The organism is Collinsella aerofaciens (assembly GCF_028209395.1).
In the GTDB taxonomy this organism is placed as follows: Bacteria; Actinomycetota; Coriobacteriia; order Coriobacteriales; family Coriobacteriaceae; genus Collinsella; species Collinsella aerofaciens_AZ.
This window is the reverse complement of record NZ_JAQLDQ010000001.1, coordinates 40,504-56,677: the sequence shown is the minus strand read 5'-3', so window position 1 is coordinate 56,677 and position 16,174 is coordinate 40,504. Positions and strand designations below refer to the sequence as shown.

The 16,174-nt window shown below is 62.2% G+C and carries 17 protein-coding genes and 1 tRNA gene; all 18 read right to left on the bottom strand.

From position 1 onward, the window contains the following. Positions 1 to 51: 51 nt before the first annotated feature. On the bottom strand, positions 52 to 1,653 hold the full coding sequence (gene metG / locus PMW67_RS00225; RefSeq protein ID WP_271738464.1) for a methionine--tRNA ligase: 1,602 nt from the start codon (positions 1,651 to 1,653) through the stop codon (positions 52 to 54). Between the two features lie 69 nt (positions 1,654 to 1,722). Then, positions 1,723 to 2,601, bottom strand: coding sequence for a 16S rRNA (cytidine(1402)-2'-O)-methyltransferase (rsmI, locus tag PMW67_RS00220; RefSeq protein ID WP_271738463.1), 879 nt, complete (start codon positions 2,599 to 2,601; stop codon positions 1,723 to 1,725). Between the two features lie 6 nt (positions 2,602 to 2,607). Then, a complete protein-coding gene (locus tag PMW67_RS00215) occupies positions 2,608 to 3,669 on the bottom strand; it encodes a glycoside hydrolase family 5 protein (RefSeq protein WP_118256686.1) in 1,062 nt (353 codons plus the stop codon). Between the two features lie 483 nt (positions 3,670 to 4,152). Continuing rightward, positions 4,153 to 4,225 (bottom strand) — tRNA-Phe (locus PMW67_RS00210). Between the two features lie 123 nt (positions 4,226 to 4,348). After that, entirely contained in the window at positions 4,349 to 4,633 is a 285-nt protein-coding gene (locus PMW67_RS00205; RefSeq protein WP_099432624.1) for a ribbon-helix-helix domain-containing protein, read from the bottom strand. 325 nt (positions 4,634 to 4,958) lie between these two features. Then, entirely contained in the window at positions 4,959 to 5,318 is a 360-nt protein-coding gene (locus tag PMW67_RS00200) for a DUF192 domain-containing protein (RefSeq protein WP_232512976.1), read from the bottom strand. Further along, the gene (locus tag PMW67_RS00195; protein ID WP_099432621.1) at positions 5,315 to 5,791 is read right to left on the bottom strand and encodes a hypothetical protein; all 477 of its coding nucleotides are present in this window, start codon (positions 5,789 to 5,791) and stop codon (positions 5,315 to 5,317) included. Before PMW67_RS00195 ends, PMW67_RS00200 begins: the two co-directional genes overlap by 4 nt. Then, positions 5,791 to 7,956: a hypothetical protein gene (locus PMW67_RS00190; protein ID WP_271738462.1), complete on the bottom strand. Its 2,166-nt coding sequence runs from the start codon at positions 7,954 to 7,956 to the stop codon at positions 5,791 to 5,793. The genes PMW67_RS00195 and PMW67_RS00190 overlap by 1 nt, the downstream gene beginning before the upstream one ends. Further along, positions 7,928 to 8,464 carry a TadE/TadG family type IV pilus assembly protein gene (locus PMW67_RS00185; protein ID WP_271738461.1) on the bottom strand — a complete coding sequence of 179 codons (537 nt, stop codon included), beginning with the start codon at positions 8,462 to 8,464 and terminating at the stop codon, positions 7,928 to 7,930. Before PMW67_RS00185 ends, PMW67_RS00190 begins: the two co-directional genes overlap by 29 nt. Further along, positions 8,400 to 8,618 (bottom strand): hypothetical protein, encoded by a 219-nt coding sequence (locus tag PMW67_RS00180; RefSeq protein WP_161115717.1) that lies wholly within the window; start codon positions 8,616 to 8,618, stop codon positions 8,400 to 8,402. The genes PMW67_RS00185 and PMW67_RS00180 overlap by 65 nt, the downstream gene beginning before the upstream one ends. 1 nt (position 8,619) lies before the next feature. After that, a complete protein-coding gene (locus tag PMW67_RS00175; RefSeq protein WP_271738460.1) occupies positions 8,620 to 9,183 on the bottom strand; it encodes a hypothetical protein in 564 nt (187 codons plus the stop codon). Continuing rightward, positions 9,147 to 9,380: a hypothetical protein gene (locus PMW67_RS00170; RefSeq protein WP_161115719.1), complete on the bottom strand. Its 234-nt coding sequence runs from the start codon at positions 9,378 to 9,380 to the stop codon at positions 9,147 to 9,149. The genes PMW67_RS00175 and PMW67_RS00170 overlap by 37 nt, the downstream gene beginning before the upstream one ends. A 10-nt stretch (positions 9,381 to 9,390) precedes the next feature. Then, positions 9,391 to 10,032: a type II secretion system F family protein gene (locus PMW67_RS00165; RefSeq protein ID WP_117746903.1), complete on the bottom strand. Its 642-nt coding sequence runs from the start codon at positions 10,030 to 10,032 to the stop codon at positions 9,391 to 9,393. Then, positions 10,029 to 10,955, bottom strand: a complete 927-nt coding sequence (locus PMW67_RS00160; protein WP_161115720.1) for a type II secretion system F family protein — start codon at positions 10,953 to 10,955, stop codon at positions 10,029 to 10,031. Before PMW67_RS00160 ends, PMW67_RS00165 begins: the two co-directional genes overlap by 4 nt. Further along, positions 10,928 to 12,256, bottom strand: coding sequence for a CpaF family protein (locus PMW67_RS00155; RefSeq protein ID WP_161115721.1), 1,329 nt, complete (start codon positions 12,254 to 12,256; stop codon positions 10,928 to 10,930). Before PMW67_RS00155 ends, PMW67_RS00160 begins: the two co-directional genes overlap by 28 nt. Continuing rightward, complete coding sequence (locus PMW67_RS00150; RefSeq protein ID WP_271738459.1) at positions 12,253 to 13,902, bottom strand: nucleotide-binding protein; 1,650 nt, start codon at positions 13,900 to 13,902, stop codon at positions 12,253 to 12,255. The genes PMW67_RS00155 and PMW67_RS00150 overlap by 4 nt, the downstream gene beginning before the upstream one ends. Then, positions 13,902 to 14,561 carry a Flp pilus assembly protein CpaB gene (cpaB, locus tag PMW67_RS00145; RefSeq protein ID WP_271738458.1) on the bottom strand — a complete coding sequence of 220 codons (660 nt, stop codon included), beginning with the start codon at positions 14,559 to 14,561 and terminating at the stop codon, positions 13,902 to 13,904. Before cpaB ends, PMW67_RS00150 begins: the two co-directional genes overlap by 1 nt. Before the next feature lie 252 nt (positions 14,562 to 14,813). Next, the gene (gene rsgA / locus PMW67_RS00140; RefSeq protein WP_271738457.1) at positions 14,814 to 15,998 is read right to left on the bottom strand and encodes a ribosome small subunit-dependent GTPase A; all 1,185 of its coding nucleotides are present in this window, start codon (positions 15,996 to 15,998) and stop codon (positions 14,814 to 14,816) included. Positions 15,999 to 16,174: the final 176 nt, after the last annotated feature.

The following is a 16,174-nucleotide window of genomic DNA, read 5'->3' as shown; positions in this document are numbered from 1 at the left end:
CATGCCCTTACATCTAAACAGCAAATTGCCGATATGGCGCTCGCGCGGTCTCTACGCCAGACGCGGGAACAGCGGATCGCCCTTCTCGACGGGCTGACCACCAGCAAGCAGGCCCCAAGCGCAAATGCCCTTGAGGTCGTCGGTCGCGGCCTCGTTCTCGCAGGACAGGCGGCGCAGGGCCTCGGCAGAGGTCTGAGGCATGAGCGGCATCAGCAGGTGAGCGGCAATGCGGATGGCCTCGAGCAGGTTGTAGATCACAAACGCCAGCTCGTCAGCCTTGGCCTCGTCCTTGGCAAGTGCCCAGGGCTCGGAGTCCTCGATGTAGTGGTTGGCGGCGTGGATGAGCTCCATGACCTCATCCTTGGCTCCGCCGTAATCGAGCACGTCCATCTTGGCCATGTAGCGGTCGACCAGGCCATCGGCGATCTTTGCCAGCGGGTTGTCGAACGCATCGAACGATGCGGGCTTGGCGGGCGCGCAGCCGTCAAAGTACTTTGCGCTCATGTTGAGCGAGCGCGAAATGAGGTTGCCCCAGCTGTTGGCCAGATCGGCGTTGTAGACCTGCTCCATACGATCGAAGCTGATGGCGCCGTCGGTGCCGGGGACCACGTCGGTCATAAAGTAATAGCGGTAGCCCTCGACGCCCAGCATGTCGATAACGTCCTGCGGAGCGATGGCGTTGCCGCGGCTCTTGGACATCTTCTCGGCCTTACCGGTCTCGGCATTGCGCACGGTCAGGAAGCCGTGGGCAAAGACGTGCTCGGGCAGGCCCTCGCCGATGGCCATGAGCATCGCGGGCCAAATGACGCAGTGGAAGCGGATGATGTCCTTACCCACGATGTGGAACTGCGCGGGCCAGCGATAGGCCAGCTCGGCACGGGCCTCGTCGGTGTCGACACCGTAGCCGACGGCCGTCATATAGTTGAGCAACGCATCGAACCACACGTAGGTCACGTGACCCTCGTCAAACGGGACCTGAATGCCCCAGTCAAAGCTCGTACGGCTCACGGAAAGGTCGTTAAGGCCGCCCTCGACAAAGCTGCGTACCTCGTTCATACGGAACGCAGGCTCGACAAAGTCGGGGTGCTCGTCATAGAGCTTGAGAAGCTTGTCCTGGAAGGCGGAAAGCTTAAAGAAGTAGGACTCCTCCTGCACGCGCTCAAGCGGACGGTGGCAGTCGGGGCACAGGTGCTGGCCGACGCTGCCGTACTCCTCGTCGCCCTTCTGGACCTGCGTATCAGTGAAGTAGGTCTCGTCAGGCACGCAATACCAACCGTCGTAGCTGCCCTTATACAGATAGCCGGACTCCTTCATGCGCTCCCACAGGTACTGCACGGCATGATGCTGGCGCGGCTCGGTGGTGCGGATGAAGTCGTCGTTGGAGATCTCGAGCTTGCTCCAAAGCTCCTTGAAGTGCGGGGCCTGGCTATCGGTCCACTCCTGCGGCGTCATGCCATGCTTGGCTGCGGCCTCGGCGACCTTCTCGCCATGCTCGTCCATGCCGGTCAGGAACTTGACGTTATAGCCGGCGGAACGGCGATAGCGAGCCTGAACGTCGGCGATGATGGTGGAATAAGCCGTGCCCAGGTGCGGATCGGCGTTGACGTAGTAGATGGGCGTCGTGATAAAGAACGAAGGCTTGCTTTGATCCATGGGGTTTGTCCTCCAGAAAAACGTTGCATACAGAGGATAATTCTAGCGCAAGGGCTGGATATCCTCCATCTATTGCATATCGAGCACCATGGCATAGACATCGCGCTTGCGGCGCGAATACTTCTGAGACAGGCGCTTGGCCACCGCAGACGCGGGCTCCCCCTCCTCGAGCGCGGCGCGGATATCCTCGCGCAGGGCCTCGTCGGGATCCGCTGCCGTGGCGCCGACCGGCACGATACCGGCCTCCTCATCCTCGCTCGGCGGCGCGATGACCAGCGCGATCTCGCCCTTTACCTCGCCACGGGCACGCAGCTCCTCGGCAAGCTGGGCGGCAGATCCGCGCAGGACCTCCTCGTGCAGTTTGGTGAGCTCGCGGCAGACGGCGACATCGCGCTGGGAAAAGACCTCAGCCACGGCCTCGAGCGTCGCCACGATGCGATGTGGAGACTCGTAGAAGATGAGCGCGCCGGGGACGACGGCAAGGCGCTGCAGTCGGCGCACGCGGTCGCCGTGCTTGCGACCCAAAAAGCCTTCGAAGAAGAAATGCTCGCAGGGGATACCGGACGATACGAGTGCCGTGACGCAAGCAGAGGGGCCGGGAACAACTTCGACAGGCACATCCGCCTCGCGCGCCGCCTCGACCAGCGCCTGGCCGGGATCGGACACGCTCGGCATGCCGGCGTCCGAGGCAAAGGCGAGGGTCTCCCCTGCCAGCAGACGGTCGACCAGGCCGGCGGCGCGACTTGCGATCACGTTCTCGTCGCAACGGACAAGCGGCTTGGAAATGCCCAGATGCATCAGCAGCTTTGAGGTCACACGCGTGTCCTCGCAGCAGACGGCGTCGGCGGCGGCAAATGCCTCGCCGACGCGCGGAGACAGGTCGCCCAGATTACCGATGGGCGTACCGACCACATAAAGTTTGCCCGTGCGGGCGCTGTTTTGCGTCATATCAACCTATTCAATCATGCCGCGCTCGAGCGTACCGAGCGCCGCGCGGGCGTCCCATGCTGCAATGCGCTTCTCGGTCTTCCACGTTTGGAAGAACCAACCGGCAGCCGGTGCAAACGAAGCCAGTTGGTTGGCGATAAACACGCGCTCGTAGGCATTGCGGCCCTCGGGCGTAACCGACGAGTTGGCAAAGATCGCCGCGCCCGACCATTCGCCCACCAGCACGGGGAACCCAGTCGAAATCGCTTCTTTGAGCTCGCGCTTGTTACGAGAAATCGCCGTCGTCAGCCCGCGGGGGCTCGTGATGTCGAGCGCATGCTCGTCGCGGTAATGGTACAGGTGAAGGTCCATGTAGACGTTCTTGTACTTGGCGCCGCGCATAAAATGCTTCCACTCGCTGGGATGCCCCGACGACGAGAAGACGACGATCTTATCCTCGGGCATATACGAACGGACGAGCTCGTAGGCATCGCGATAGAAATTGCGCAGGTAGTGAGCAGGAATGCCATCCGTCATGGTGAAGAGGCTCTTGCGGACACTCATCTGCGGCGTATCCAGCAGCTCAATGCCCAGCAGGCTCTCGGCCTCGCCGTAGCGATCAGCCAAGCGCTCGAGCACGTCGAGTGCGACATGACGGCCGTTAGTGGACGAATGCCACTCGGCAACAGCCTCTGGCGTGGCGGGCGAATCGTTGGAATCGCCCTGGCCACCGGGCACAGTTGCTAGATCAAGCAGCACGCGGATGTCGTACTTGGCAGCCCACTCAATTGCACGGTCGATGTAGTCGACAACCGAGATGTAGGACGCATCGGACTCCTGCGAGCCAAAGGCATACCAGGGCACCGGCAGACGCACGGCATTGAGACCGATCTGCGCCATGCGACGGAAATCGTCCTCGCTCACAAACGTCTCGTAATGACGGCGCATGCGCTCGTTATAGGCGGCGGTGCCCATGGCCTCCTGCAGCTCGGCCGCGTTGGATGCACCGGTCGCCGCGTATAGCGACGGGGTCACCCAAGGCTCGGGAATAAACCAGCCAGAGAGATTAACGCCGAGTATCCTCTCCATCACTGCCCCCTTTTGAATCATACGGGCTAAGCCCGCATCGCTCTTGCATGACATATCTATCGATTTGAGTATACCCGCGCATGCAGACAGGCGACCGAACGGTCTACAAAGTGGCGCAAAAGTGGGAGGAATGTCTGGGACAGGTGGGCACGAGCTGGTGCGCCGAGATGTGCGCGCACGTCGGAAGTAAGCGCCGGAAAGCGCATCCCGTTTTTCGCAAAAGACTGGGATGCATTTTCCGTTCGAGGCCTCAATCGGAAAATGCATCCCGTTCTGAGCGCGAGATCTGGGACGCAGTTTCCGCCAAAGGCCGCAAAAGGAAAGCACGTCCCATTCTGACGCCGGATTCCGGGTCGCGCTTTCCCAAGCGACATCAAAGCGGAAAACGCATCCCACTCTGAAGCCAAATTCCGGGACGCAATTTCCGCAGAGCCCTCGATAAAAGAAAAGGACCCCTTTGCAGAGGTCCTAGTCAATTCAAGGTGGCGGGGAAGGGAATCGAACCCCTGACACGAGGATTTTCAGTCCTCTGCTCTACCAACTGAGCTACCCAGCCATTTGATGTGTGCCTTGTTTCAAGGCTTGATTAGTATAACCAAGGACGCGTTCCGGTCAACCGAGAATTTTAAAAAAGTTTTTGAGCACAGCCTCGGTTCTATAAATCGGCACGTCAGAGGCATCAGCCGGCAGCAAGAAGTTTTTCACTCAGAGCCGCACGGGCAAACTCACTTGGCGTCATCCCCTCGGCAGCCGCCCGTCGACGAATGGCCTCCTTCATTCCCAGAGGAATCTTGACCGACAGCGTTGCCGTCCCCTCACCTGAGAGCGGGGGCCGTCCACGCACGATTCCACCAACGGTGTGTTCGCCATCCGGAAACTCTCCGCGCTCGTACGACTCACACCACGCGTCAATCATTTCATCCGTTACAACCTGACCATTAGCGGCCGTATACGTCTTGCCCATCATCGACCCCTCTGCCGAGCTCGCTCGATCTCTTGCCAGAATTTCTTCTGAACCGGAGACAGGGCATGAATAATGAGCCATCCACGAATTAGTTCGACCGCAACAAGTTCCACACTTCGACCATCTGGAAGCCATCCAATGGCAAGCCATCTCGGCGGCTCGTCCTCCGACTCGCGGCGAATGCACTCAGTAACCGCGAACCAGGCACCAAGCACCTGCTTTTCCGTCAAGTGTTTTTTTGGCGTTCGGATGGATCTCAACATCCATGCATCTTCTCCTCCATCTTACCCAATTTCGTATGACGAAAGTCCGCTGTCGCCAATTCTTACGCCGGCACTTGTTGGAGGGCGGGAGGTATAGCGAGTATGGAAGGCCGCTCCAGTACTGCCCAGGCGCCTGGGTGGGAGCACGTGCGCCAGGGGCGAACGTTTTCGCAGCAAGCAAGGACATTGCCGTTGCGATCGATAAAGGCGATGTCGATGGGATAGGTCATAAGGCAGGTGTGAACCGAGAAGCAGCGCGGAAACGCCATGACAAACGGCAGTCCGCTGGCGGCAATCGGACGCCGTCCCAGCATGCCGCGCAGACGCACGGTAAACGACTCCGCCACCACAAACTCGGCCGGCGTCCAGCCCAACCTGTTGAGCGCCCGCGCGTAGGCGATATAGGACGAGACCGCGGTCACATGACCACCCCCGGACGCCATGGATCGACCGTCACCGCGCGCTCATGCGTGAGCACGGCCGGCGCCCCCAGCGAAACGCCGGCGATGCTCAGCGAACTCGGCCACGGCTCGTAGTGCATGGTGCAGGTATAGGTCCTAAACGTGCCAGAAAGAGAGAGCAGGCCACCATCCGATGACGCCGCGCCTTGCTCGCTCGAGACCTCAACCTGTAGGTCATATCTCTCCATGGCATCCTGAATCTGAGCTTGAACGGTCGCGGAAGCGTCAATGGAGCTCTCGTCACCCTCCCCGCCCGGCGCCACGGCGTGCGCCAGCACGATGTCGGGCACCACGCGGTCGAAGCGCGCGACCGCGCCGGCAAAGATCATAACGTTGTACGCGACGAGAGCCAGCACGAGCAGGACAGGCGTGACCACGGCCATCTCGACCGTCGCCTGGGCACGCTCCTCGCGCAAGCCCGCGCGAATGCCCATTACGACCCACCGCCAAAAGCTCCCACCAGCGTGGCAACATCGACAGTGAGCGGGATGGAGCCGCCTCCCGGCAGCGGGATCTCCGCAAGCGTGAACACCGCGCCGCTGATGGTGCGCTCGACGTGATATTCCAAGGCCTCGCAAAGTGCCTTGGGGTCAGTCACGCCCAAGGGGATTTTTCGCAGGGTATTTTGAGTTTTGGAGATGCCCGCGATATCGGACCCCGGACTTTTGATGACATTGGCGGTATCGGTCAGCACCGGTTTTCGCAGACGTAAATCGCATGGTTCGAGTCCCAGCGCCGCCACGGAGGACGAGACGGTGTCACCGAGCCAGGACGCGATGGAACCCAACGCGCCGCCACCCCCTCCCAAGCCACCGATCAGCTCTCCCATAAGCTCGTCGGCCGCACCCTGGATGTCTCCGTACCCCACAAGCAGGCGGCCCCAAACATCCATAACGCCATCGAGCACGCCGGCAACGCCGCCCGAACGCTCCTCCAGCGTCGAGAAAAACCGCGAGAGAACGTTATTCTGTGCCGTCGCATCATCGGGCGCCAGCACTGCAGCAGAAATTGCACCACGATCGCCAAGCTCAACTGCCGTGTTAAACGAAGAGTTGAGCTCGTCGGGACTCGTGACATCGCCCGAGACCGCAAAGGCGACCACGCCGTTGCGACCGGGCGGGGCGATGCGCGGACGCTCACCGGATAGTTCTTTGATGGCGGTATCGAACGCATTGCCCGCACGGTCGGCTTCGTCCTCGGTCTGACGCTCGAGCTCAAGCTCCTTGTTGCGACAGTCGACGTAGTCCTCCAGGGCGTCTTTAAACTTGTCAAAGTGATACTCGAAGCCGTTTTCGATAGAGGTTGAAGGCGCCGCAACAGCACCAAGCGACGAAACGCCAAAATGGCATTTGCTGCATTTATCTTGCCCATCGTAATCGGCAACCGAAGCAAATCCGCTCGGCGTTCCTTTCTTATAGCTAGGGCAGGTCGTCCCGTAATGCAGATACGCCTTGCCATCGTTCACGCTCGTCGGCCACACCGCATCGGTATAGAGTTCCGTCGCCCGAACCTCATCAGAGTTGCGCGGCAGCAGCGGAATATAGGAGGAAACCCTGTCTCCGTTCTCGGTTATATATGCCCGATCGACTTCCGCGCTCGCATAGGTATAAAACGCCTTACGCGCCGCAGACTCTGCCTTCATCTCGACACTCGAGCCTTGGGGCTTCTCATTTGCCAGACGCCGATGGTAGTAGTCCTTCGAGCGATCAAGAGCAACTTGAGGCTCCCACGTAATGCTCGATGAGTAATGCGGATTATGAACACCGGAGAGATCCGTTAGGCTTTTTGCGCGCTCCCACATACACGAACAGCTGCCGACCGAACCTTTATCCGATCCACCGCAATCCGCTAGCCAGGCGCGCTCTTTGGCCTTCGCCGTCTCCTCCGATGCTTTTTGTAGCTCCTCGGCCGCGCGCTCCAGATCTTCCGACGCATCTTTAATGGCATCGGTCGAGATTTCGGATCCTTCGAGCGCAACAAAATCCGACTCGGATGTCCTGGGCACGGCAAGCGCCGTACCGGTATAGGTCACGCCGTCGGTATCCTGCGCCGATACTGCCTGCATGGCACGCGCGGCAACCAGGTACGGCAAGGCGGTCTCAATCTTTTGCAGGCCCTTTGCCGCGCTTTTGGCAAACTTGTTACGCGTTTTAATGATCTGGGTTCCCGTATCGATGATATCGCTACCGACAACCTCGGCGCCTGGAATGAGAATGGCAACCAAGCCGGTGCCGATCGTGGCAAACCCCGCCAGGCCCAAACTCAAAATGCTCGCATCCACCACCGTGGCGGCTGTGTGATAGGACGACACCACGTTGGCGCCCGCCAGCGCACCGCTATCGGCCGCCACCTGGGTGTCTCCGGCGCGTGACATGCTCCATATCGCCGCGGTCGACGAAAACAGCAGCGTAAGCACCACCAGAATGACAACCGCAGAGGAGAGCGTGGTATAGGCACCGTCTTCGATAAACAAGTCGATACCGGCACGGCCCATAAAGCCGCCCCGCTTGCGGCGAGCGCCTGGTCGACGGCGGGCCGCAAACCCTTGCGTCACCCGCAGCAGGCAGCGCCTAATCCCATGCAGCAATCCATGAATCATAATCTCCCTCCAGCCATTCGGGACGCGATCGATACGAGACGTCGACCTTGAGCTCAACGTAGCCGCCCTCGGCGGTACCACCCATAGCCCGCGCAAACGCACCGATCACAGGCAACGGCTTGACCTCGCCGGAAACGGACACGGCCGAGACGCCACCCGCACCGGCCCGGCCAAGCTCGATATCCCACGACAACGGCCCGCCGGCATGAAAGACCGAAACGTTGGGCACTGCGGCAAGCCGGCGGCGGGTGAACTCCTTAAGATCGTCGTCCTCCGCCGTCGTCGTGGTCATGAGCCGCGCGGTCTCGGCGGCGGCAGACTCCATGACCGCGTGCGTATAAAGCAGACACACCGGTTGCAATGCGAGAAGGATGAGCGTCAGAAACGTCGGCAGCAAAAAAGCGGCCTCGACCGTAGACTGCGCCCGGTCCTCGCGCGCGATATCAATACAACGCGATGTCCTTAGCACCCGCAGCGGCGTCGATAACCGACGTCGAGGCAACGCCATGGGATGCCGCCCGCTCAACCAGCGCCGCCAAGCGTCCATCGGTGCCAGCACGCCAAAGTCCCACAATCGCCAGCACGATCGATAACAGCGCCACCGTGACGATGGCGTATTCCACAGTCGCTTGGGCAAACTCTTCACGCAGAACGCCATGCATTTCACGATCCCTCCTTTGAGCTTATTGTTTGCGGGACCAGGCGCACGGCGCGCAGACGACACGAAGCATCGCCAGCATCCGCGGCAACCGTCACCATATCGACCCAGCCGCGCCCATCGCGCACGATGGCGCCCCATACGTTGCCCTTAATATCGAGATAGCCGCTCAGGGCAAGCTGGGCCGTTGGCACCTCGCGATAGGCGCGTAACATATCCGCCGCTGCCTCGGTCATCGGTCGGTCCTCGGACCATGCAAGCCGGACCGCAATCGCGTTGTCCTCAGGCGAATCCGTCGCAGTGCCAGACCGCTTGTCGAGCGTCCGCAGAAAAGTTTGCGCCGTGACAGCGACATCCGAATCGTCCGCATCTCGCATCTCATCTTTTTGAGACGCCACCGCCGAATTTGAGCCCGAATCGAAGGCGGCCCCAGGACGCTGCTGCCGCGCGGCGTTAAGCCCCCAAAGCACCGCCGCTATCGCCACGGTCAGGCAAGCAAACACCAGCAGCACCCCGATGGGGCGCTCGCCCTCTACAGGCTGTTGATGCCCTCGCTGATAGCGTTCCATAGATCTTGGACCTTGCCTTTAAATGCAACGATGGCAATAATCGCGATCACCACAAGCACACCCACCAAAATGGCGTACTCGGTGGTACCCTGCGCGCTCTCCTCCTGCAACAGCTCCTTGGCATGCTGGCGAGCGCGAATCGCCCGGCAAAAAGCCCAGCCCTGGACCTTGCCGGCAACGTCAGTCATCGTGTTCATGTATTCCTCCCTACATCATCCCGCCTGCTCCCAGCAGCGGGCCCAATATGGACAGAAGCAACGCCGGCAAGATGAGCGTGCCGGTGGGAATCAGCAGCTTGACGGGCGCACGCTCGATCTCGCGCTCGACCGCGGCGCGATGAGCCGCACGGATCTCGCGACTTTGAGCGGCCAGCGTCTCGGCAAGTGGGGCACCCAGGGCGAGCGCCTGCCCCACCGTGATGGCAAAGGTCTCGAGCGCTCGCACGTCCAGGTCGCGCGCGGCGGCCAACAACTCGTCCTCACGCGTACCCACGCCCACTTGCCACGCCATGCAGGCCCGCTCAAGGCGAAGAGCCAGCACTGACCGACGGTTGGCGCAGAAAATCTCAAGCGCCGCATCAAACGAAAGACCGGCCGAAAGACCCAAGCGCACAACATCGATCATCTCGGACACTTCGCCGAGCGAAACTCGCGCCGGGCCGCCCGCTCCAACCGCGCCCTTCACTCGCGCGGTCAGGGCATCGACCACCGAGCGACCCGCGGCAGCGACCAGCACCGCCTCGCGCTTGCAGGCCCCTGCGATCTTGCGCGCATCCGCCCGATCCAAACCCGTCGCGACAAATACACTCAGGGCACACAGGCAAGCCACAACTGCAACCAGGGCGCTCATAGCTCCACCCGCATAATGCGCCGGATAACCACCAGGGCAACGACGTTGAGGGCTAGACCCAGCACCACAGCGCCCGCACCGGCAGGCGTCGCAAGACCGCGACGAAAATCTGCCGAAAGCAGCGCCAACACCGCGCACATGCCCGCCGGCATCGCCGCGACCATGTGTGCCGACATACGCGCCTGTGACGTCTTAACATCCAGGCGGCGCTTGAGCTCAATGCGCTCCCCCACCATGCTCGACGCCTCGGACAGTAAGTCGGCAAGCGGAGCGCCAGTGCGCTGTGACACCTTAAGCGCCAAGGTCACAAGCGAAAGACCGGGGGCGTCGATGCGCACGAGCAAGTCATCGAGCGCGTCGGTCGCCGAGATGCCGCAATCGATCGCCGCCGCTACCCGCAAAAACTCGGTATGTACCGGCTCTTGCGCATGAGCGCCCACAAAGCGCATGCCCTGGGCCAGCGAATGTCCCGAGGCAAGCGACATGGAAAGTGCGGTAAACGCCTCGGGCATGGCCTCTTCTGCATCGTGTTGCTCGCGCCGGCTCTCAAAGCCATCCCGAGCGGCGCCAACGGCAATCGGAGCAACAAGTCCCAAGGCAAATCCGAGGGGCGATAACGACACCATCGTTAGTAAAACGCAGCAGACACCGCTCGATAGCAGCAGAAACGCCAAACGCCCCGAAGCATCTTCAATCACGAGGCCAAGGCGATGCGCCGGAGCCAGCGATGCCCACGAACGGGCAATCTTTTTCAGCAGATCGTTTTCCACCAGCTTACGCGGCAGCTTCTCTGCCACCGTCTCGAGCGCCTGACGCGCCAGCTCCGCCGGCGGCACCTGCGGCACACGAGGTTCCGCCCCGCACGCCGTCGCAACAGAAAACCCTGCCAAACCCCCTACGACGAGGGGCACAGCGACCTCCATTCGTCCACCTCCTCTTGTGTGAGCGTCCCCGACCGCAGGCCTTCTGCGATAAACGGCGGCTCGCGGTCAAGCGTCCAGGTGCGCTCGGCGGCATCGAACGTCACATAGCGCTCGAGCTCTACGCCGCCCGACGTGGCGCGACGCACCCCCGAATACGAGGAGACAAAACGCCTGCCATCGGCGTGGCGCTCGGACATCACGATGCCGTCGAGCGCCATGGCAATCTGCTCCTCGATGAGCTCGCTCGGCAGATCGATGCCATAACGTGCAAGCAACGTCAGACGCACCACGGTCTCCTGTTCTGAGCCCGCATGAAGTGTGGTGAGCGACCCGTCGTGGCCCGTGTTCATGGCCTGCAACATGTCGCAGCACTCGGCACCGCGCACCTCGCCCACCACGATGCGGTCGGGGCGCATGCGCAGGGCATTAGTTACTAGGTCGCGAATCGTCACCGCACCCTCACCCTCAATTGAAGCCTCGCGCGCCTCTAGGCGCACCACGTGCGGATGATGCGCAAACTTGAGCTCGGCAGAGTCCTCGATCGTCACGATGCGCTCGCCAGTGGAAATCTCGCATGACAACGCGTTGAGCAGGGTGGTCTTGCCAGATCCCGTGCCTCCCGCAACCGCCAGGTCCTGTCGCAGCGACACCGCACACGACAGCAGCTGCGCATACCAAAGCGGCAGCGACCCCAGCCCCACAAGCTCGTCCAGCGAGCAGATGCGGTCCGAGAACTTTCGGATGGTGAGAATCGGTCCGTCAATCGCCACAGGCGGAATCACCGCGTTGACGCGATAGCCCGTTTTGAGGCGGGCGTTGACGATGGGGCTGCGCTCGTCGATACGGCGGCCAAGTGGCGAGATGATGCGGTCGATAAGCACACGGATCTGCTCATCATCCTCAAACGCATGCTCGATGGGGTGCAAGACGCCGCCGCGTTCAAAGAAAGCCGAGCGGCAGCCGTTGATCATGATCTCGGTAACGGTGTCGTCCTCGATGAGCGGCTGCAACGGCCCCAGGCCCACCACGTCATCCAAAATCTCGTCGATGATGGTCTCGCGCTCGGGCGTCGCGAGATCGGTCGGCTCCTCAACATTGAGCGCCGCCTCCACCGCGGGACGCAATTCCGAGCGGGCAAGTGCCGGGTCGATATAGGCGCTGATACGCGCCACTTCGTCGTAACCCATGCGGTCCATCACGGCGCGCTTGGTGCGTCGTTTCACCGCGCGGCGACGCCCCGCATCTACAGGCGCTGCCGCCGCTGCAGCGCCGGCAGCCTTAATCCTTGTTTGCAGGCTCATCGCTGATCACCCTCGCGCGACCAGGGAAGGCGGATACGCGGGCGCTCGGTCCGCGTTGCACGGTCGGCGACCATATCGCTCCAAGGGCCGACGGCGCACCCCAGTTCCACGAGCATCTCGCGCGTGGCCTCGCGCACGCTGGTCGCAAAAGCGCTGGTCTGCCCCACTGCCTCGTCAGCGCGCCCAAACGCCATGAGCGCGGCGAGATCCTGCCCGCCATCGGCGATACGAATCTTGGAGCTCAACGCACAGGCAATCTCAAAGCGCATGGCGACGTCCTCGTCTGCCCCGCGCGCACCGAACCGGTTGAACACGGCGCTCATGCGCGTGCGCGGCACACCTACTCGACTTGCCAGTTCAATGACGCGCGACGCCGATGTCGCGGACGATACCGCCGCATCGCCAACGACCAGGCAACGGTCGCTCGCCGCCACCGCAGCCGCCACGGCGTCGCCCCAAAAGACCGAGGTATCGATAAAGACCACGTCGGATTCGCGACGCAGAACATCAAGCAGTAGCTCCACCGGACGTGCCATGAGCTCGGCTTGCTCGGGCGCCGCGACGGGGCCCCAGAGCGTAACGCCCGGCGCCACGCGCATCGATGTGGCCACGATATCCGGCTCGGCAAGCGCGCCCGCCGCCGACGGCTCGATAAGTGCCGCCATATCGCGCGGAGCATCGACGCCTAACAAGTCGTAAAGGTTTCCAAACATCAGGTCCAGGTCGAGCACGGCGGCACGCAAGCCCAACAGCGACGATGTGTGTGCCATGGTGGCAACGATCGTCGACTTGCCGCAACCGCCCGAACCCGAAATGGCACAGATGACCGGAGCTCGATGCTGCGGAGCGGCAGCGTCTGCCGGCGGCATCGGAGGAGGCGGAGCGGGCGTCGGTGGCAGCGTCCCCGTCTCCCCCGCCGCAACCACACGCTGCGTCCAAGCCGGCATGGCAGCTTGTTCGGTCTGCGAGGCAGGTTCGTTCTGCGCAATCTGCTCATGCTGCATCAGCGACAACTCGCCGCACCCGGCAAAGCCCTCAACTTCGTCGAGTTCATCCGCCAGATTCACGCCGTGCACGTATCCCATATCTACAGCCGGGGAGTCGCCAGCATGCTGCGCCGGCCCTCCAGCGTCATCGTATACAAGGGGGTTCCGGGGGCGCCGACCATGCTCGGCTTCCGCTTTTCCATAATCATCAACACGCGGGCCTCTTGTAGCGCGAGGCGCCCCGGGTTCCCTATCAACAAAAGCATCGGGCTCAATCGTCATGTGCCGATCGGAATCAACCGCTCCCTCGCCCGCGCGCCCGTTGCCGCATATACTGTGCGCAGCGATGACCTCGGTCGCCCCTGCGCGAAACAGCCCCTCGATATCCGACGGATCGAGTGCTTCTATCAACACGACCACGCGACTCACGCGGCCTTCGGCCGTCAGGCGCGCAACAGTCTTGCGCACATCTTCGGTATCAAACAGAGACGCCGCGATGATGGCAGCCCCGCGGCGCGACGGAAACGCCCGCGCCATGGAAATCAGCCCGTCCAGGTCACCCACGCGAAGCACCTGTGCACCCGCATCACGGCCCTCGACTTCCCGCTGCAACAGCCCGTAATCGCCGCACGCGCAGCACGCAAGCCAGATCGCCTTCATCACTCGTCGCCTCCGCTCTTTTTGCCGCGCGCCGTGGCGGGAATCGTCAAGCTGACCGTTCCCTTGCCCGAAGCTCCCAGCAGTTCCTTGACGTCTTCGGGGTCAGCCGCCAGCGTCACCCATTCGATCTTGCCCTCGCGCGTGGCACCGGAATCCTCACTGGTATCGATTACGTACGCGCCGCACAGCCGATCGGTTACGCCGTCTTTTTGCACATACACATCCACGTAGCTGCCCACGCCCGTGGCGCCGCCGACCGAGTGCTCGGCATCGACCGCCACCGAAACGGCGACCTTGCCCTTAGGCACCTCGAGCTTGTGGCTCTCGGCCTTGGTGTAGACATTGCAGATCACGGCGTTTTTGGGAATACGCGAAGTCGTCACGTCGCCGCGCACCTGGCGCAGCTCGGTCACCGCGTCACGCGGCAGCAGGCTTGTCAGCCATTCCTGGGTTATGACATTGGTCTCATCGAGGGTCTCGCCCACATCGATATCGCGCGCCGCGACGCATACCTCGACGCGATCGCCACCGTACTTGGCCAAGGTCTCAGCCTGGACCTGTTCGGCTTGCGAGCGGATCGACGAGCCGTAAACCATGCAGAGCAGAGCAGCGAGCACGCCCGCGACCAGACTGATGGCGATGCGCTTGCTCTTGTTCACGGCCGCTCCTCTCATGGCAGTGCCGGGCGAATGCCCGTACCACCATTGTCTGGGCGGTCAGAGTGCAAAGCGGCGCAATCGCAATCTTGGTTTTCGATGTCAAACCAATCGCTGACCAAAAGCTGACCAGCCCGTCAAGCTCGTGGCAAGGTTTTGGTCAGCACGTCAGCAAACTGCATGTTTCGAGGCTTTTCCGCAGCAAAAAAGCCGTCTCCTGAACAGTTGGGAGACGGCTGTCATAGGAAAAATCAATTACAGATGAACATCGGGATCGAGCATTTGAGCGCTCACGCGCATGGATGACGCCAAGTTTTGGAACGTTTCCAGCCGTAGGCTGTCGATCTGCCCGGCGTCCTCGGCCTCGCGAACGGCGCAGCCCGGCTCATGGGTATGTGTGCAATCGCCAAACCGGCACGCGCGCGATGCCTCGACAATCTCGGGGAAAGCGCGCGCCAGACCTCGCTCGTGACCCACGAGCGGTAGGCTGCGCAGGCCCGGAGCATCGGCGATCACGCCGGCGTCGCCCGGCAGCGCCACCATCACGCGCGCGACGGTAGTGTGACGGCCCTGGTCGTCGCGTTCACGCACACCGCCGGTCGCCAACGTATCGTGGCCCAGCAGTGCATTGAGCAGCGTCGACTTGCCGGCACCCGACTCGCCCAGAATCATGGCACAGCTCCCGGCAGGCACGCAGGCACGGACCTCGTCCAGGCCGCGGCCCTCGGCAGAGGACGTCACGATTACGCGCACGTCCGGACCCACCAGGCGGCGCACGCGGTCCAAATCGCGCTCGAGTTCCTCGGCATCGCAGCGGTCAGCTTTGGTGAGCACCACCACTGGCTCGGCATCGCAGTCGAGCGCCAACACCAGCGAGCGCGCCACGCGGTCGAGCAGCACCTCACCGGCACCGAGCGCCTGCACGATTAGCACGCTATCCACGTTGGAGCAGAGCACCTGGCGCTCTCCACGGGCGCGGCCGCGCCAACGCTCAAAGCTCGTACGGCGCGGCAGCACGTACTCAATCACGCCCATATCGTGCCCGGGAGCGCGGCGTACCGCCACACGGTCGCCCACGGCAGGCAGCAGGACCTCGTCCTCGCCGCGCGACTTGGCAAACCCCACGGCATGCTCGGCGCGAAAGGTGTCGTCGGCAGTGGCCACCAGCGGAAACCCGCGATCCAGGCGTACCACGGCACCGAGCTGCATCTGCTCGGGCTCCTCGGCATGTGCGCAGAAATCATCAAAGGCAGTCTGCTGGGTTTCATCGACCGGCAGATCATCAAACGCCGGGACATCCTGCAGCGCATCGAGCCCCGGTACGCTCGCCAACAACTCCTCGGCAGACACGGGCGCTTCGGTCGCGAGTTTCCGACGACGACCGCGCTTAGCCCGCGCCCCCGTCGTCTTTTTCTTCGCTTTAGCCTTAGCCTTAGCCACAAACGCCTCCCAGCAGCCAAAATCACAACTGAGCAGGTATTTTAAATCAAAAAGAGCTGGCCGGGCAAAGCCCGACCAGCTCACATACTTTCCCTCAGCTCATGGTCCCGAGAGGTTGTCCGAAGGCCCGACCGCCGAGAGGGGTTTCTTCTGAGCGATCCCGCAGCGCGAAGCGC